Source organism: Gilliamella sp. ESL1225 (assembly GCF_058502635.1).
In genome coordinates this window covers 1,594,220-1,614,193 of the sequence record NZ_CP196358.1, presented here as the reverse complement: position 1 = coordinate 1,614,193, position 19,974 = coordinate 1,594,220, and the positions used below count along the sequence as shown (strand labels likewise).

Sequence of the window (19,974 nt, the reverse complement as noted above, 5' to 3'; positions counted from 1 at the left end):
TTGAGTTTTATGAGGCATGAATATTTATTAAATCGTCTAAACTTATTTTTACTTAGCCGCTTTTTTCAAAATCAAGTCATTGGGTTGTTTTTGAATATAAATCATTCTAGACAGTAATAATATAGCGGCGACCGATAGACCAACAATAAATCCAATCCAAAAACCAGCCGCATCCATATGTGGTGTTATCCAATCGGTCATAGCTAAAATATAGCCGAGTGGTAAACCAATCACCCAATAAGAAATTAAAGTAATGATTAATATACTTGTTGTGTCTTTGTAACCGCGTAAAACATTACTTGCAACGACTTGTAAATAATCCGATATTTGATAAATAGCCAGTAATATCATCAGATAAGTACCAATATGAATAACTAAAGGGGCATCATTAAATAAGCTGACGAAATCAATCCTAAAGTAAATTAAGATTATTGCGACGATAATTGCCGCAATTAGCGCGATACTAAGACTAATATATGAGGTTTGTTTTGCATATTCCGGTTGCCCTTCACCAAGCAAAAAGCCAACTCGAATACTTGTTGCGACGCCTAACGATAGAGGAATTGCAAAGGTCATACTGCTAATTGTAAATATAATTTGATGCGCAGCTACCGTTTCTGTACCAATTGGAGCTAATAATAAAGAAACAACCGCAAATAAACTGACCTCAAAAAAGTAAGCAAAAGCCAGAGGCAAACCTAGAAATGTAATGCGTTTAATAATATGTAAATCAATAAATTTTACTATTGGCGTTTGGCGAATATCACGCTGGCTTGGTGTAAAAAGGGTATAAAATTTTATTAAAGCAAACATCAACCAAAATATAATCGCGGCAGTAATACCACAACCAATACCGCCGAACGCAGGAATGCCTAATTTACCATAAATAAAAATATAGTTAATGGGAATATTGGCTAAAAGTGCGATAAACATTATTACCATTGCAGGTTTTGTGTTTGATAATCCTTCACATTGGAATCGATAAATAAAGAAGAATAAAAAACCGGGTACACCCCACATGATAGATCGCAAGAATCCTACTGCAACTTTAACCATATCAGGGTCTAGCGCATCGTCAGAAAAATGCTCACGTAGTAGAATGATCTTATCGCCATGATATAAAAAATACATCATTATGAGAGATAAAATTGACGCAATAATTAACCCTTGTCGGGTATTATTGGCGATTTGCTCTCGATTTCCAGATCCATTTAAATTGGCAATAATTGGAGTAAGAATAGTTAATAATCCTTGACCAAACAAAATAGTTGGTAACCAAATTGATACAGCGGTTGCAACGCCAGCTAAATGTGTACCTTTACCATTTGAATAGATATTATCATAATGACCTGCCATTATAGTATCAACAAAGGTTATCGCAGTTTGTGAAATCTGCGCTAATACAACAGGAATAGCCAGCGTTATAAGTGTGAATATTTCAGTTTTATAATTTAGTTTCATCATGTTATAAGATTATTTAATAATCGTTCCCCATAAATCATATTCATCTGAATGTTCAATTAAAACATCTACTATATCGCCGATGTTTACGTTGTTTTGTTCATTAAGGTAAATCACCCCATCGATTTCAGGCGCATCCGCCATGGTACGACCAATTGCGCCTTCATTATCTACTTCATCAATAATAACTTTAATCGTTTTACCAATTTTAGCGGCTAGCTTTTCGCTCGAAATAGTTTGTTGCAATTGCATAAAACGATCAAATCGTTGTTGCTTAATCTCATCGGGAACTTGATTTTCAATCTGATTTGCGGCGGCTCCTTCTACTGGACTATACATAAAACAACCAACACGATCTAATTTTGCTTCCGAAAGAAACGTTAATAGTAGATTGAAATCCTCTTCGGTTTCACCAGGATAACCAACAATAAATGTTGATCGTAATGTAATTTCAGGGCAAATCTCACGCCATTTATGAATTCTTTCTAATGTTCTTTCGATAGATCCAGGTCGTTTCATGGATTTAAGAATAGTTGGACTTGCATGCTGTAAAGGAACATCTAAATAAGGTAAGATTTTACCTTCCGCCATTAGTGGAATAAGATCATCGACACTCGGATAAGGATACATATAATGTAATCTTACCCAAATACCCAGTTTTGCTAATTGTTCGCATAAATTTAAAATATCCGTTTTTAACGGCATACCATTCCAAAAGCTTGTACGATGTTTAATATCAGCGCCATAAGCCGAGGTATCTTGAGCTATGACCAGTAATTCTTTAACGCCACTATCAGCTAAACGTTTAGCTTCTTCTAAAATATTGCCGATGGGACGGCTTACCATATCCCCGCGTAAAGAAGGAATAATACAAAAGCTACATCGATGGTTACAGCCTTCTGAAATTTTTAAGTAAGCATAATGTTTTGGTGTTAACTTAACGCCTTGTTCAGGGATTAAACTTGTATAAGGGTTAAAGGCAGGTTTGGGCGCATACTTATTCACATGCCCCAAAACGGTTTCATAACTATGAGGTCCTGAAATTTCAAGCACTTTTGGGTGAATTGATCGAATTTGATCTTCTTTCGCACCAAGGCAACCTGTCACAATAACTTTACCATTTTCGTCGAGCGCTTCGCCGATAGCTTCAAGTGATTCCTGTACGGCACTATCAATAAAGCCACAGGTATTAACAATCACTAAATCAGCATTATCATAACTCGAGACAACTTTATAACCTTGAGTACGTAATTCTGTCAAAATACGCTCAGAGTCGACTAAATTTTTAGGGCAGCCAAGGCTAACAAATCCAATTGTAGGGGGTAACATATTCATATCATTTATAAAAGTTAAATTTAACGTTATGGGGTGCTTTTTGATTCTGCATAAAATGCGCACATTCTAACATAGTTAAATTAACTTAACCTATAAATTATAAGAGTATTTAGTTACTTATTCATTTAAATGGTTTTTTTGTTTTTCTAAAATAGAGTTTATTTTGAATGTTTACATTTTATGCGTATTTGAGTAAAGTATGCAGAATTTTAGATATTGTGTATGATACAGATCATCATCTTTTTGATGATTTTATATTTTAAAATATTGTATTTTACATACTAATGACAAAGATTTTAGTCGTTTTCTGTATGTTATGATTTCTGGTAATAATTTTTATTTCGATTAGGATAAAAATAAACTTAACCAAAAATTGAGATCAAAAATAGAGACTATCGACATGTAGTACTATATTTTATTCATTTATAAAAAAGGGTTTTTTTATGTTAAAAGAACAAATGGTTGTAAAAAATTCAACGGGGTTACATGCTCGCCCTGTAACGGCATTAGTTAAGTTAGCAGGTCGATATAACTCTAATATCGAACTCATTTATAATGATAAACCGATTAAATTAAAAAGTATGATGGGTTTATTAGGTGCAGGCGTTAAAGGCGGTTCGACTGTCGAAATTATTTGTGATGGTGAAGACGAACAAGCTGCAATGGATGAAATCCGTGAGTTATTTGCCTCTGGGTTTGGTGAGTAATCTATAACTGTTTAGGCTGATGGGCTCTTTTTAATTTTCTAAATTGAGTTCATCATTTTTATATTTACTTTTTATTTCTTTTGCATAAATTGCTTCTATATTAACTGACACGTTAACTTTATATTTCTTCTTTTTTGCCTTTCTTTGCTTTTTTCTTTACTTATTTTAAAACAAAAAAATTTGTCAAACATAAGAATTTTCTTTATTGTGTTTAGCGATTATGTTAATAATAGCCTGTTTAGTTACAACGTCACAAGGTGAGAAAATGAAATATCAACAATTGGAAAACCTTGAGTGTGGATGGAAATGGCATTATCTGGTTAAAAGGCATCAAGAGGGCGAATTAATTACCCGTTATCTTGAAACCAGTCAAGCAGATCAAGCAGTTCGCGAATTACTGTTGTTAGAAACTAATCCAATTCATGTTTTAAAGTGGATTGAACAGCATTTAAATCCTAGTTTAGATAACCGATTAAAACAAACGATTCGAGCTAAACGAAAAAGGCATTTTAATGCTGAACAACAAAATACCCGAAAAAAGTCGATTGATTTAGAATTTTTAGTTTGGCAACGATTGGCTGAACTCGCAAAATGGCATGGCATGACGCTTTCAGAAACCATTACGCAATTAATTGAAGACGCTGAACAAAAAGAACAATTTGCAAGTAAAGTCACGACAATAAAAGATGACTTAAAATCATTACTAGATTATAAATAAAAGCAGTGGATGTTTTACAGCGCGTTAACTTGCAAATTTAAGCGTTATTTGTTTATGCAATATAATTGATAATAAATAGATGTTCCTGATGTTAATTCAGCAACATAAAGAAAATAATTTTACAGGAAAACAGGTTTTATTATGGGAAAATCCCTCGTTATTGTTGAATCACCCGCTAAAGCAAAAACCATTAATAAATATCTTGGTAAAGATTTCGTTGTGAAATCAAGTGTTGGGCATATTCGTGATCTTCCTGTGAGTGGAAAAAGTCAACGAGCCGATAATTCAACAAAAAATAAATCAGAAAAAGAAAAAACAGAAAAAAAAGTAAAACGCTCAGCTAAACAAGCCCTAGTCGATAGAATGAGCGTCGATCCTTATAATCATTGGCAAGCTCATTATGAAATCCTTCCTGGAAAAGAGCGAGTTGTTGCAGAATTAAAAAAATATGCTAAAGATGCAGATATGATTTATTTAGCAACCGACTTGGATAGAGAAGGAGAGGCCATCGCATGGCATTTAAAAGATGTGATAGGTGGCGATGATAAAAAATATCGACGTGTCGTTTTTAATGAAATTACAAAAACAGCCATCAAAAATGCGTTTAATGAACCGGGTCGATTAGATATGGATCGCGTTAATGCTCAGCAAGCTCGCCGTTTTATGGATAGAGTTGTTGGATTTATGCTATCCCCACTTCTTTGGAAAAAAGTAGCGCGCGGTTTATCTGCAGGGCGTGTGCAATCCGTTGCCGTTAGATTAGTTGTTGAACGTGAACGCGAAATACATGCATTTATTCCAGAAGAATATTGGGATCTCTATGCAGATTTAAAAACAGCAAGCCAAGCGCCGCTTTTAATGCAAGTCACGCATTATCAAAATGCCGCATTTGAGCCGAAAGAAAAAATGGCCATTGATATGGCCTTAGCTGAATTACAAAAAAACCAATATATTGTCGAAAATATTGAAGAAAAACCGACTAAAAGTAAACCTTCTGCCCCGTTTATCACCTCTACATTACAACAAGCCGCAAATACAAGACTTGGTTTTGGTGTTAAGAAAACCATGATGCTTGCTCAAAAATTATACGAAGCAGGTTATATTACTTATATGCGTACTGACTCAACTAATTTAAGTCAAGATGCGTTAAATATGGTACGAGACTATATTAATCATAGCTATGGCGATGAATATCTCCCTAAGTCGCCGAATTTTTATAGCAGCAAAAAGAATTCGCAAGAGGCACACGAAGCAATTCGCCCGTCGGATGTACATAATTTAGCTGACAATTTAAAAGATGTAGATGCCGATGCACGGAAACTTTATACATTAATTTGGCGGCAATTTGTTGCTTGTCAAATGACACCTGCAGAATATAATTCAACAATAATTACGGTTAAATCAGGTGATTTTACCTTAAAAGCTAAAGGGCGCACATTACGTTTTGATGGTTGGACGAAAGTACAACCACAATTAATTAAAAATAATGATGATGCGATTTTGCCAGCCGTTAAGGTTGACGAAAAAATGTCCCTTATCGCCTTAAATCCAAATCAGCATTTTACTAAACCGCCTGCTCGTTATAATGAAGCTTCGTTGGTGAAAGAACTCGAAAAACGTGAAATTGGTCGACCCTCTACCTATGCAACCATTATTTCGACTATTCAAGATAGAGGTTATGTTCGTTTAGATAATCGCCGTTTTTATGCAGAAAAAATTGGCGAGATTGTGACAGATAGATTAAGTGAAAATTTTAATGATTTAATGAGTTATGATTTTACAGCGCGGATGGAAGATGCGTTAGATGAAATCGCGACGAAAAAACAAGAATGGCGTGAAGTGCTTGATCAGTTTTTTAATGATTTTAGCGAACATCTTGATGTGGCTGAATTAGATCCAGAAAAAGGTGGTATGCAACTCAATCCATTAGTATTAACACCCGAAATTAATTGCCCGAATTGCGGTCGTGAAATGGGCATCAAGACTGCGGGTACAGGAGTCTTTTTAGCTTGTTCAGGTTATGCTTTGCCCCCTAAACTACGTTGTAAACAGACGATTAATTTGATTCCTGAGTATGAAACGTTAAATATTTTAGACGATAGTGAAAAATCTGAAACCGATGCGCTTAGAGCACGCAAACGTTGCCCAAAATGTCACACCGCAATGGATAGCTATTTATTAGATAGTGAACGTAAATTACATATTTGTGGTAATAATCCAATTTGTGATGGCACTATTGTTGAGCATGGTACATTTAAAGTCAAAAGTTACGAAGGTCCGATTGTTGAATGTGATAAATGCGGTAGCGAAATGCATTTAAAATCAGGGCGCTTTGGTATTTATATGGGCTGTACAAATGCGGAATGTAAAAATACACGTAAAATCTTAAAAAATGGCGATGTTGCGCCACCGAAAGAAGATCCTATTGATTTACCGGAGCTGGCTTGTAGTAAATCTGATGCGCATTTTGTATTACGTGATGGCGCATCGGGTATTTTTTTAGCAGCACATACTTTTCCTAAATCACGGGAAACTCGTACACCGTTAATTAATGAATTGCAACGTTTTAAAGATAGACTACCTGAAAAATTTATTTATTTAACGCTGGCACCTGATATTGATCCTGATGGCAATCCGGCTATTGTTCGGTTTAGTCGTAAAACCAAACAACAATATGTCACTTCTGAAGTAAATGGTAAATCGACAGGTTGGGTAATGCATTATATTGATGGAAAATGGATCAATAGTAAAAAATAAGCAATCTTCCCGCATTCATAAAGATAAAATGCGGGTCTTTCCATTATAAAAATAATAAGGGTTGAAATGAAATTACAACAGTTACGTTATATTGTTGAGGTTGCAAATAATGATTTAAATGTATCATTAACGTCAGAAAAACTCTTTACATCGCAACCTGGTATCAGTAAGCAAATCAAATTATTAGAAGATGAATTAGGTGTTCAGATTTTTACTCGTTTTGGTAAACACCTTGCTAAAATTACTCCCGTTGGTGAACAAATTATTACAGCGGCTCGGGATATTTTAAATCGGGCACATGATATTAAAGCAATAGCCAAAGAACATGCCAATCCTAATTTAGGTACATTAACGCTAACGACGACCTATACACAAGCAAGATATACTTTACCTAAAACAATTCAACAGTTTATGCAAAAGTATCCTGAAATTACATTACATATGGAACAAGGTTCGGCAAAGCAAAGCCTGTTACATGTGCAAAATAATGTCGCTGATTTTGCGATAGTAAACGATCTTTCTACATTAACCGATGATTTTATAGCCTTGCCGTGTTATCACTCTAACCAAGCTGTTATTGTAAAATCCGATCATCCCCTTGCTACAAAAGGATTATTGTCGATTGATGAATTAGCTAATTATCCCTTAGTAAGTTATGATTTTTCGAGCGATGGATCAGATTTAAATCAAGCGTTTATAAAAGCGAATCGCGAGCCTAATATTGTATTTAGTACAACAGATGCGGATTTAATTAAAACCTATGTAAAATTAGGAATCGGTGTTGGAATTATTGCGAAACTTGCCGTTGAAGATAAGCTTGATAGTGAACTTAAGATTATTAATGCCGGTCATATTTTCCCATATAATACAACCTATATTGTTTTTGCAAGGTCATTATTTTTAAGAAGCTTTATGTATGATTTTATTCAACTATTTTCACCTCATTTGACTAAATCATTTATTGATTCACTTTTACAATATGAAAATAACAATGAAGTTTTAGCTAGATTTAATGGTATCAAATTACCGATTTATTAATGTAATTAATTCCATTGTAATAACTGTGATTGTTCTTTACAAAGCGCGTCTTCGAGCTGGATCTCTAATTGATGAATGGCTTTATTGCAGCGATAAATACGATTATCAATAGCGGCGAGTTTAACAGGATCAAACCCATCTTTTTGTGTTTGATGTTCATATTTCATTTGTTCTAAGCGTCTTAAATAATCTAAATGCCTTGAATGTTTTTCGGCTAATGATTCTTTTTCAATTTCTTCATCTTTAACTCTTAATTGATGCGAGCCTAATTCACGCTTTAATGCAGTCATTTGATTTAATAACGATTCCGCAAAATATTGGATACGTTCAAGTTCTTTATTATGGATGACAAGTTCTGCCAGCATTAGATATGTTTGTTGAATTCTATCAAGATAAAACGATAAATCTGTTTTTATTTTTGTATTATGAAATAACTGCTCATCAAAATAATGTTCTTTAAATTCAACTAATTCTGCTTGCAAAATTTGTTTTTCAAGCTCATTAATTTGAGAACGTATTTTGCTTAATGATGCGTCCATTATGATATTTTCCTATTATTGCTGCTCATTATCTTGACCAAAATAACTGCCTAAATGCAATTTAGCTAAATGAATTCGTTGCATGAATGTAGCAAAATTTAATGGCTCCAGTGGTTGGTTTTTGGCAATTAATTCTTTAGCCATGAGTTGAAGTGTTATTTTATTATAAATATCAACAAGGTTTAGAGGAAGGGGAGATAACGAACGTTTACCAAGCCATAAAATACCTTGGACAGGTAAACTTAATGCAAATAGTGCAGTAACCACTGTAATCGCAAGTGGCGCATGCATTAAATATTGCCAGACAAAAAGAGCAATAACAATTGGCGGTAAATAATTAAAAGACAGGCGGAGATAACGAATAATTTTAATTTCTGGAAATGAATAAGCCAAATTTTTATCTTGTGGGCAAAGATGCATATAACTAAGCCCTGATTTAAATAGTTTTAGCAGTTTCATGATGTCTTGATTCCTCGACAATCGTTGTTTATTGGCATAAAATAGATGCACTCTAAAATAGAGACTTTGTCTATTTTAACCCAAATATTCAGGTTAACGCAAAATCAGCATGTCTAAAGTCTCCTAATTTAATATTGATTGTAAAATCATAAATTTATGTCACTGATGTTAATTGGTGGCTATCTTTTATTAAAACTCTATAGGAATTACTATGTCATCGAGCAATAATGTACTTGTACTCAATTGTGGAAGCTCATCGTTAAAATTTGCAATTGTTGATCCGCAAAACGGCGATGTTTTTTTATCAGGATTAGCAGAAAGTTTTTATCTTCCTGAAGCTCGTATCAAATGGAAACTTGATGGTGATAAAGGTGAAGCTCCATTAGGTGCTGGAGCAGCCCATAGTGAAGCAATTAAATTTATCATTGATAAAATCTTCCCACAAAAACCTGAATTATTAGATAGCATTAAAGCAATTGGTCATCGAATTGTTCATGGTGGCGAAAAATATACACATTCAGTTATCATCGACGATAGCGTCATTAAAGGCATTGAAGATGCAATTGTATTTGCACCGTTACATAATCCGGCGCATTTAATCGGTATTCGTGAAGCATTTGAGCTTTTCCCTCATTTACGTGATAAAAACGTTGCTGTATTTGATACCGCGTTCCATACAACTATGCCAAAAGAAGCTTATTTATACGCTATTCCACATGAACTTTATAGCCAATATGGCATTCGTCGCTATGGCGCTCATGGAACAAGCCATTATTTTGTAAGCCGAGAAGCTGCAAAATTGCTTAATAAACCAGTTGACGAAACTAATGTTATTACTTGTCATTTAGGCAACGGCGCATCTATAACAGCAATTAAAAACGGTAAATCTGTTGAAACTTCAATGGGATTAACGCCGCTTGAAGGGCTTGTTATGGGAACACGTAGCGGTGATATTGATCCTGCAATTATGTTCTTTTTACACGACAACTTAAATATGTCCGTTGATGATATCAACACGTTATTACACAAGAAATCAGGCTTTATGGGTTTAACAGGTGTAAGTAGCGATTGTCGTTATGTGACTGATCATTATGGTAAAGATGAAGGCGCAACCAATGCTTTAGATGTTTTTGTTCACCGTTTAACTAAATACATTGGTGGTTATGCAATGTTACTTGATGGACGTATTGATGCTATTGTATTTACAGGTGGTATTGGTGAAAATTCTTATGAAGTACGCGAAATGGTAATGGAAAAACTAGGTATTTTAGGTTTTGCTGTAGATAAAGATAAAAATCTAGCTGCTCGTTTTGGTCAAGGTGGTGAAATCAATAAAGCTGGAACAAAACCTGTTTTTGTTATCCCTACTAATGAAGAATTAGTTATTGCACAAGATGCTGCTCGTTTAACGAAATAATATTAATAAACCGCTATAAAGGCGGTTTTATTTTATCTAACTAATTTTATTAATTTTTATTTAACAAATACTAAAGAGGAAATTATTCATGTCTCGTACAATTATGCTAATCCCTACAGGTACTAATGTTGGATTAACGGGCGTGAGTCTTGGTGTAATTCGTGCAATGGAACGCCAAGGCATAAATTTAAGTTTCTTTAAACCGATTGCTCAACCCCGAGCAGGTGGAGATGCGCCAGATAATACGACAACTCTTGTTAGCCATAACTCGTCTATTCCAACAATTCAACCTTTAAAAATGAGTTATGTTGAAAATCTATTAGGATTAAATCAACAAGACGTATTAATGGAAGAAATTATTGCGTTATATGCTAAAAATACTCAAAATGCTGATGTTGTATTAGTTGAAGGTATCGTACAAACTAGCGATTATCCATTTGCCAATGAATTAAATTACAATATAGCTAAAACGCTAGGCGCCGAAATTATTTTTGTGGTGAATTTAGGGACAGATAAACCAACGCAATTAAAAGATCGTGTTGAAATTGCTCGTGCAAATTTTGGTGGCATTAAAAATGATAAAATCATTGGTGTTATTGTTAACAAAGTTAATGCACCTATCGACGCGCAAGGTCTAACCAATCCTGATGTATCAGAAATTTATCACACACCTAAATTTGATAATAAAAAAGTAACGCTTGACGAGCTTAAAGTAAATTGTCCGTTACCGATTTTAGGCTGCATTCCATGGAATATTGATTTAAGTTCGTGTCGTTCGATTGATTTAGCGCATCACCTTGATGCAAAAATTATTAATGAAGGTCAAATTAAAACTCGACGCATTAAACACGTTTCTTTCTGTTCTCGTAGCGTGCCAAATATTATTAATCACTTACAACCTAACGCACTATTAGTCACATCTGCTGATAGAGCAGATGTTCTTGTTGCGATTTGTTTAGCAGCAATGAACGGTGTACCTATTGGTGGTGTATTATTAACAGGGGGATATGAAATTGCCGAATCTATCCAAAAATTATGTAAGCAAGCATTTAATACTGGCTTACCGATTTTCACTGTTAATACCAATACTTTCCAAACTTCGATTAATTTACAACAATTTAATCTCGAAATTCCAGTTGACGATAAAGAACGTATTGATGAAACACAAAATTATATGGCGGATCATATTGATTCAACATGGGTGAAATCATTAACACAAGTTAATAATTCTGTACGTCGTTTATCACCGCCTGCTTTCCGTTATCAATTAACTGAACTTGCTCGTCAAGCGAAAAAAACGATTGTATTGCCAGAAGGGGATGAGCCAAGAACTGTTAAAGCGGCAGCAATTTGTGCAGAACGTAATATTGCAAAATGTGTTTTATTAGGTGATCCTGACGAAGTCCGTAAAGTGGCTGAACTGCAAGGTGTGACTCTAGGCAATAATATCGAAATTTTAGATCCTGAAAAAATTCGAGAAAATTACGTGCCACGTTTGGTCGAATTACGTAAAAGTAAAGGTATGACCGATATTATGGCTCGTGAGCAATTAGCCGATAATGTTGTTTTAGGAACCATGATGCTTGAAGCAAATGAAGTAGATGGCTTAGTCTCAGGTGCTGTCCATACAACGGCAAATACCATTCGTCCACCACTTCAATTAATCAAAACAGCACCAGGTAGCTCATTAGTATCTTCTGTCTTTTTTATGCTAATGCCAGATCAAGTCTATATTTATGGTGACTGTGCGATTAATCCAGATCCTAATGCAAAAGAACTTGCTGAAATTGCCATCCAATCGGCAGAAACGGCTATCGCATTTGGTATTGAGCCACGTGTTGCGATGATTTCTTATTCAACAGGAAGCTCAGGTCAAGGGGCTGATGTAGAAAAAGTAAAAGAAGCAACTCGAATTGCGCAAGAAAAACGACCTGATCTGATGATTGACGGTCCACTTCAATATGACGCTGCTGTCATGGCGGATGTCGCAAAATCAAAAGCGCCAAATTCGAAAGTTGCTGGTAAAGCAACAGTGTTTATCTTCCCTGATCTCAATACGGGTAACACGACTTATAAAGCGGTACAACGTTCAGCTGACCTGGTTTCAATTGGTCCAATGCTACAAGGTATGCGTAAGCCTGTTAATGATTTATCTCGCGGCGCTTTGGTTGATGATATTGTTTACACAATTGCCTTAACCGCGATTCAATCCGCTCAAGCAGATAACACAAATTAATAAGCATAAAAGCAACCATAAAATAAACCTTATGTTTATTTTATCAACTTATAAGAGGTGGTATAATGCCGCCTCTTATTTTTTTATCTGATCATTACTAGGAACAGTCATTAATGAAGAAAGACATTCACAAACAGCGTATATTGATTCTTGATTTTGGATCGCAAGTAACACAACTCATTGCGCGTCGAGTACGTGAAATTGGCGTCTATTGTGAACTCTGGCCATGGGATGTATCCGAAGAAAAAATTAAACAATTTAATCCTAAAGGCATTATTTTATCGGGCGGTCCTGAAAGTACAACCGACGATAATAGTCCACGAGCACCTGAATATGTTTTTCATGCAGGGGTGCCAGTTTTAGGTATCTGCTATGGTATGCAAACAATGGCGATACAAACCGGTCAAAAAGGGCAAGTAACTGGATCTAATGAACGCGAATTTGGTTATGCTAAAGTAGATATTGTAAATCCTTCAAAATTAACCGATGGCATTTTTGACAGCCAAACTGTACAAGGTAAAAATCAATTAGATGTATGGATGAGCCATGGCGATAAAGTGACCGAAATTCCAGAAGGTTTTAAAGTGGTTGGATGCACGGATAATTGCCCATTTGCTATCATGGCGAATGATGAAAAAGATTTTTATGGCGTACAATTTCATCCTGAGGTTACTCATACTGTAAAAGGTTTTGAATTATTACAACGTTTTGTTATTGATATCTGCCAATGCGAAAAACTATGGACACCGGCATCAATTATCACCGATGCAGTTGACCGTATTAAACAAAAAGTCGGTACTGATAAAGTCATTTTAGGTTTATCTGGCGGGGTTGATTCATCGGTCACGGCATTATTATTGCATCAAGCGATTGGCGCTCAATTAACCTGTGTTTTTGTTGATAATGGTTTATTACGTTTAAACGAAGCCAAGCAAGTTTTAGATATGTTTGGTAACAAATTTGGATTAGATATCATTGCTGTTAATGCCGAAGATCGATTTTTAACCGCACTAAAAGGCGTCAGCGATCCTGAAACAAAACGTAAAATTATTGGTCGAGAATTTATTGCAGTATTTGATGAACAAGCCAATCAGGTTAAAGACGTTAAATGGTTAGCGCAAGGTACAATTTATCCTGATGTCATTGAATCAGCCGCATCTGATACAGGTAAAGCACACGTAATCAAATCACACCATAATGTCGGCGGATTACCTGAAGATATGAAAATGGGACTGGTTGAACCATTACGCGAATTATTTAAAGATGAAGTGCGTAAAGTTGGTTTAGAGCTGGGTTTACCCTACGAAATGCTATATAGACACCCATTCCCAGGACCAGGCCTAGGCGTTCGAGTACTTGGTGAAGTAAAAAAAGAATATTGTGATTTACTACGCAAAGCCGATGCTATTTTTATTGAAGAATTATACAAAGCCGATCTTTATCATAAAGTCAGTCAAGCCTTTACCGTCTTTTTACCGGTTCGTTCGGTCGGTGTAATGGGCGATGGTCGTAAATACGATTGGGTTGTTTCCCTTCGCGCTGTTGAAACCATTGACTTTATGACCGCTCACTGGGCGCATTTGCCATATGACTTTTTAGGACGCGTTTCCAACCGCATTATCAACGAAGTTAATGGTATTTCGAGAGTAGTGTACGACATAAGCGGCAAGCCACCTGCGACGATTGAGTGGGAATAAAAATACACGATTCAATACGGTCGTTTAAGTTCAGCAAAGCCTTGTAAATTAAATATTGCAAGGCTTTTTTATTTTATAATGACTACAAAACGAAAATTGCTTTATCGTTATATTTAACGTTTTGACAATAATATACTGTCTTAAATTAAATATGATAATGCCTTAAAATTACTATGATTTATCTTATTTTTATGATTTTAATTATGGTTATAAAATCTATAAAAACGATTTGATTTTTGATCGATATTGTTGTAATTTAATCCGATTATTGATAATAAATCACCTGTATTTAATAAAAAGAATAAAATAGCTAATAGCAAAATAAGTTTTAAATGGGAAATAAAATAATGATTAATTTGTATCACTTAGTTCTTCTTTCCAATGCACCAAAATCTTTTGTTAAAAACCGCTATACCTTATCAATACAAGGGATATTACCTAATATTCCCTTGCAATCTCCGCAGGTTTGCACCCACAAGTGTCATTAGCAATATAAATTAATTTTTACTCTTAGTAATTAAAGAAACCCATCAAATACAACTAAACAGCTTGACGTTTTTAAACAATTATAATGTTTTTTATTAATACAACTTAATTCGGGAGAAATTCATATGAAAATAAATAAAGCGCTAATCTTTATATTCACCACTTTAATGATGACTTTGATTGTTGGATGTGAAGATAAAATGCCAGAAGTTAATGATGAAAATTGCGGTAATCGTGAAAAAATAAAAGCTATGCCTAAACAACAAAGAGAAGAATTTTCTTCTAAATGCTTTCGTCGTGGTGATTTCAAACCTAGTACAGGGCGTTCTTGGTAACAGAATTTATTTGTGATATACAATTTTACTTTATAAAATTATATCGATTACAGTATATACTTAAAAAAATATTTCATGTTGCTAATATTCGCTTATTCAATGTCATCCGATTAACATTCAAAATAGTAAATAAATAGAAATGATCTATCCAAATAATCTATTTAAGGAAGATCAGTTATATCATTTGATTGACTGGTTTTTTTGCTTATAATTTAACAGTAGAATAACTGAAAGATGTTCCTTCAATATAGATAAAAATTATTTTAAAAAAGTTAGAACTGAATCTAACTAAAAGTTTTTGCAAATAATGGAGCAAATGAGTATGTATTTAGAAAGTTTTACCATCAAAAATTATCGAAAATTTAGAGAAATCAATAACACAATATATTTTGTCAATGCCGATGAAATATGCCATTCTGAAGAGGCGAAAAGAGATAATTCTCAATCTTTAATTTCCCCATCAAGTACGTTAATTATCGGAAAAAATAATACTGGAAAAACAACAATAACCCATGCCCTTAATTTAATTTGTAATAAAAAAATAAAGTCCCTTCAATCTTCCGATTTTAATATTTATTATTTAAAAGATTTACTTCAAGGTTATATAGATGCCTATGAAAGCAAATCTTTCATTTCAAATCTTATTGCTCCTCAATTAGAATTCTCTTTATGTATAAAACTCGACAATGTTGATATAAATGAAAACGGTGATTTAGTTAATAATCTTTCTGAATTTTTACCTATTAAAGAAAACGATGATCTTATCAAAACCGCGGAAATAAAAATCATTTATGAAATAGAGGAAACAGAAGTTTTTTTTGAACATGTTCAAAGTATTATAGAAAAGTATTATTTGATTAAAAAATCTGTAACAGATAAAAATTCATTAAATACCCTCTTAGGAGAGTTTTGTGAACTTCTTGATAATTCTGAAATAGTAAACTATAAAGCCACTTATAAAAATTTCAATGATATCGAAATAGATTCCTTTTCACTTCATAAACTCATTGTAATTAAAAATATAAAAGCAAATCGTCATTTAAATGAAAACGTGCTTTCGAACGTTTTTCAAAAAATAATCGCTACTCAATTTCAAAATGAAGAATCAAAAAAAGCATTTAGTGAAGATATCAAGTCTATCAATAAAACCATTAGTGATAGGGTAAAAGATCAAAATACATTAGTCTCAGAAATTTTACAACAAATAGAACAAAAACATCATGTAGGAATGAATTTAACAGGTAATGTCAATCAAGAGAATATTTTAAAAAGTTTGATTAAATATCATTTTACTGAAGGAGATGATTTTATTCCTGAAGATCAATTTGGTCTTGGTTACATTAATTTACTTAATATTATAGGTGAAATTATTCACTATATTGAAAAATATGAAGAAAATTGTCATCAAAGTCAGATTAATTTATTATTTATTGAAGAACCCGAATCATTCATGCATCCACAGATGCAAGAATTTTTTATAACACGTATCGATAATGCCATATCTAAAGCATTAGAATTATTTCAGGTAACTTCTGCTTCAAAAAAAATATTGAAATGTCAAATTGTTATAACCACTCATTCGTCTCATATTGTTAATAGTAAAATTCATAGTTGTAATTCATTTAATAATATCAATTACTTAACTGTCAGTGATAAATGTACTAAATCAATATCTTTAAATGATAAAAATATCATGGATGATAAGAATATAAATAAAGAGCAAGATATTCTTTTTTTAAAAAAGCACATTAAATATAAAGTATCTGAATTATTTTTTTCGGATGCTGTTATTTTTGTAGAAGGTGCCACAGAAGAAACATTATTGCATTACTATTTGGAACAAATTAATAATTTAAGGAACTATTATATCTCTATTTTTAGAGTCGAAGGTGCGCACAGTAAAGTATATTTAAACCTGATAGAAAAATTAGCTATTCCGTGTTTAATTATTACCGATTTAGATATTAAGCGATATGCTTGCGAACAAAATAAGAAGCATAAAGATAATGATAATGATAAAAGCTGTCCTATATGCAATAATCTCGATACCTTTACTAAATATGCCCAGATAACATCTTTAAAAGATCGGCAAACAACAAATCAAACGTTAAAATTATTAATAGAGGAAAATTCACTATTATTAAATAACGAAGAAAATCCTCCCCCTATTAATTTAGCAACTATAACAGAATATATAAAAAAATCTCATCTTTATGTCGTTTTTCAAAAAGGAGCTATTAAAAGCCAATATGCCACAAGTTTTGAAGAAGCTTTTATATTAACTAATTTTGAAAATAAGTTTTTTAATGCGATATTAAATGAAATTAGACCCGATATTTATAGTGAAATTACAAAGGGTGGAAAAAATAAAGAAGGGTTAATAGAGTATTCATATCGTTTACAAAATAGCCTAAATGATAGAAATGGGAAATCTGAATTTGCCAGTAAGTTACTTTATAAAATGATTACTTTAGAAGCAAAAGATAAGCCAGTTTTACCCGATTATATTTTGGATGGTTTCAAATGGTTAGAAGAAAAGTTAACGGGAGTTTTTGAACATGACTCTAGCTTATAACCTTGAACAAGAAAAACAAATACAAAAGCAAATTATTGAGGCTATAGAGAATTATACCTGTTTTCAGTTTAATGCAGGAGCGGGCTCTGGTAAAACCTATGCCTTAATTGATTCCATAAAATACATTTTGAAAAATAAAAAGCAGAATTTAAATAAGAACAATCAAAAGATAATTTGCATTACTTATACTAATGTAGCAGTTAATGAAATTAAAAAGCGACTTGGTAACACTCAATTATGTTTAGTTTCAACGATTCACGAAATGCTGTGGGAACAGATAAAGTTATATCAAAAAAATGAATTAGCCGATTTGCACTTGCAAAAACTTAAATACGAATTAGCTGAAATTCAAAATAAAATAAATAGTTATGAAACAGATAAAAATCTTAGTATAATTTTCAACGCTGATTCTAAGGAATTCCTTACTTTTATTAAAGAAACTAAAAATTTATTTTATGAATATCGAGATAAATCATCTGATAAATTTAAAAAATGTTATAAATCTTCTTCAATTATATATAAAAACATCGATAAAGTATTAGAAAATGTTAGTAATTTCAAAAATTTGGTTTCTGCTTTGTATAAAAAAGAGAAATATGAAAAAGCTATTACAATAATCGAAAATCCAGAACAAAGAAAGAAGATTACAGTTCAATATGACAGTAAATCCAATTCCGACCGATTGGAATATATGAAATTTAGTCATGATACATTATTAGAATATAGTTATTTATTGATTGAAACATACCCACAACTTAGGCGAATTATGGTTGATAAATATCCTTATATATTTATTGATGAATATCAAGATACTCATGAAAGTGTGATAAAAATCATCAAAATGCTAAATGACTATGCTATAGATAAAAATAAAAACTGGTTGGTTGGTTATTTTGGTGATAGCAAACAAAATATATATGATGATGGAATTGGAGAAGAGATAAAATTATTTCATTCAAATTTACACACTATCAATAAAATCTTTAATCGTCGTTCTCAACAACAAATAATTGATTTAATTAATAAGATTAGGAATGATTCGATTAAACAACTACCAATCGATCCGACAAAAATAAATGGTCATGTTCAATTTTTTTATTCAAAAAATACAAAAGACAAAAATGAACTAATCCATAAGTTTTTAGAAAAATATAAAAAAGACATTCCATGCGACCAAAGCCTACATTGTTTAGTATTATTAAATAAAACGTTGGCCGAATTAGAAGGATTTCAAGAATTATATGATGTAATTGATTCTTCTAAAATTATTAATTGGAAGGATCTTAAAACTAAACTTTTATCTAACCAATTAGAAAAATTGCATCCTGCATTACTTTATTTTTATAACCTAATCAGTTTGTATAATAAATTAAGAAGCGATAAGACAACCTATCATGACTTACTGGGAAATTTTAATCATAAGATTACTTTTAAAGATGCACGAGAGTCGATAAATTTATTAAAAAAAGCTAATGGTACGACCATTAATGAGTTGTTAAAAGAATTTTCTGAAATAATTGGAAAACATGATATTGAAAATTACCATTCGGCCATTCAGTACTGTTTAACTAATGCACTTTCCATTGTTTATGCAGATTTAAAAAAATCAGGTAATTTTTATAATTATATAACAAACCTAATTTATCATAAATTTTTTGGTGATTATGAAGTGGGTGACGACACTACAAATGAAAATAATCAAAAATTCGAAAAGATATTAGATATTAAAATTTCCCAGTGGCAAAAATGGATCTCTTTTATTAATAGAGAACCAAAAGAAAAGGATCCGATTGTTTATCATACTTATCACGGAACGAAAGGCGAAGAATATGATCATGTTGCAATTATAATGGAGCATAGTTTCGGGGCGAAAACAGGTAAAGATAAATTTAAAAAATATTTTAATCATTTTCACCTGGATAAAGATGAACAGGATAAAAAATTAGAAGATGATACCTACAAGAAAGTTTTTATAAATACGCAGAATCTGCTTTATGTAGCCTTTTCTCGAGCAAAACAAAATCTTAAAATTTTATATTTAGATGATATTTCAGAAATTCAATTTGGTATTAAAGAAATATTTGCTGAAATAACAGAATTTGTTGATTGAAAAACGTTTTTACAATCATAAAAATCTCATGATCAATAAGTTAGAATAATTAAATTTTAAAAAGCGATCCAAGTTGAATAGATCGCTTTTTTTTATAAATCTTA

General features: G+C 32.6%; 14 protein-coding genes. 10 read left to right on the top strand and 4 right to left on the bottom strand.

Going from position 1 to position 19,974, the window contains the following annotated elements; translation table 11 throughout:
- Nucleotides 1–48: 48 nt before the first annotated feature.
- Nucleotides 49–1,464, bottom strand: a complete 1,416-nt coding sequence (locus ACSYSW_RS07395) for an MATE family efflux transporter (RefSeq protein ID WP_491705669.1) — start codon at nucleotides 1,462–1,464, stop codon at nucleotides 49–51.
- Between the two features lie 9 nt (nucleotides 1,465–1,473).
- Entirely contained in the window at nucleotides 1,474–2,790 is a 1,317-nt protein-coding gene (rimO, locus tag ACSYSW_RS07390) for a 30S ribosomal protein S12 methylthiotransferase RimO (protein ID WP_491705670.1), read from the bottom strand.
- A gap of 449 nt (nucleotides 2,791–3,239) precedes the next feature.
- Here rimO and ACSYSW_RS07385 point away from each other — a divergent pair, with 449 nt between their 5' ends.
- The 4 genes from ACSYSW_RS07385 to ACSYSW_RS07370 all read left to right on the top strand — a co-directional run bounded on the left by ACSYSW_RS07385 (nucleotide 3,240) and on the right by ACSYSW_RS07370 (nucleotide 8,016).
- Entirely contained in the window at nucleotides 3,240–3,503 is a 264-nt protein-coding gene (locus tag ACSYSW_RS07385) for an HPr family phosphocarrier protein (protein ID WP_491705671.1), read from the top strand.
- Nucleotides 3,504–3,768: 265 nt separating this feature from the next.
- The gene (gene matP / locus ACSYSW_RS07380) at nucleotides 3,769–4,221 is read left to right on the top strand and encodes a macrodomain Ter protein MatP (RefSeq protein ID WP_491705672.1); all 453 of its coding nucleotides are present in this window, start codon (nucleotides 3,769–3,771) and stop codon (nucleotides 4,219–4,221) included.
- 141 nt (nucleotides 4,222–4,362) lie between these two features.
- A complete protein-coding gene (topA, locus tag ACSYSW_RS07375) occupies nucleotides 4,363–6,978 on the top strand; it encodes a type I DNA topoisomerase (protein WP_491705673.1) in 2,616 nt (871 codons plus the stop codon).
- A 66-nt stretch (nucleotides 6,979–7,044) separates the two neighbouring features.
- A complete protein-coding gene (locus ACSYSW_RS07370; RefSeq protein ID WP_491705674.1) occupies nucleotides 7,045–8,016 on the top strand; it encodes a LysR substrate-binding domain-containing protein in 972 nt (323 codons plus the stop codon).
- A 5-nt stretch (nucleotides 8,017–8,021) separates the two neighbouring features.
- Here the strand turns inward: ACSYSW_RS07370 and priC are convergent, their stop codons facing one another.
- The gene (priC, locus tag ACSYSW_RS07365) at nucleotides 8,022–8,555 is read right to left on the bottom strand and encodes a primosomal replication protein PriC (protein WP_491705675.1); all 534 of its coding nucleotides are present in this window, start codon (nucleotides 8,553–8,555) and stop codon (nucleotides 8,022–8,024) included.
- A gap of 15 nt (nucleotides 8,556–8,570) precedes the next feature.
- Entirely contained in the window at nucleotides 8,571–9,014 is a 444-nt protein-coding gene (yfbV, locus tag ACSYSW_RS07360; protein WP_491705676.1) for a terminus macrodomain insulation protein YfbV, read from the bottom strand.
- A gap of 211 nt (nucleotides 9,015–9,225) precedes the next feature.
- On the opposite strand from yfbV, the gene ACSYSW_RS07355 reads away from it, so the two are divergent.
- From ACSYSW_RS07355 to ACSYSW_RS07330, 6 genes are all read left to right on the top strand, one after another.
- The gene (locus ACSYSW_RS07355; RefSeq protein ID WP_491705677.1) at nucleotides 9,226–10,431 is read left to right on the top strand and encodes an acetate kinase; all 1,206 of its coding nucleotides are present in this window, start codon (nucleotides 9,226–9,228) and stop codon (nucleotides 10,429–10,431) included.
- A gap of 88 nt (nucleotides 10,432–10,519) precedes the next feature.
- Nucleotides 10,520–12,667, top strand: coding sequence for a phosphate acetyltransferase (pta, locus tag ACSYSW_RS07350; protein ID WP_491705678.1), 2,148 nt, complete (start codon nucleotides 10,520–10,522; stop codon nucleotides 12,665–12,667).
- Nucleotides 12,668–12,780: 113 nt separating this feature from the next.
- Nucleotides 12,781–14,364: a glutamine-hydrolyzing GMP synthase gene (gene guaA, locus ACSYSW_RS07345; RefSeq protein ID WP_491705679.1), complete on the top strand. Its 1,584-nt coding sequence runs from the start codon at nucleotides 12,781–12,783 to the stop codon at nucleotides 14,362–14,364.
- A gap of 611 nt (nucleotides 14,365–14,975) precedes the next feature.
- A complete protein-coding gene (gene trbK, locus ACSYSW_RS07340; RefSeq protein WP_491705680.1) occupies nucleotides 14,976–15,185 on the top strand; it encodes an entry exclusion lipoprotein TrbK in 210 nt (69 codons plus the stop codon).
- A 322-nt stretch (nucleotides 15,186–15,507) separates the two neighbouring features.
- Nucleotides 15,508–17,760, top strand: a complete 2,253-nt coding sequence (locus tag ACSYSW_RS07335) for an AAA family ATPase (protein ID WP_491706237.1) — start codon at nucleotides 15,508–15,510, stop codon at nucleotides 17,758–17,760.
- Nucleotides 17,744–19,870, top strand: coding sequence for a UvrD-helicase domain-containing protein (locus ACSYSW_RS07330; protein ID WP_491705682.1), 2,127 nt, complete (start codon nucleotides 17,744–17,746; stop codon nucleotides 19,868–19,870). Before ACSYSW_RS07335 ends, ACSYSW_RS07330 begins: the two co-directional genes overlap by 17 nt.
- The last annotated feature ends 104 nt before the right edge of the window (nucleotides 19,871–19,974 follow it).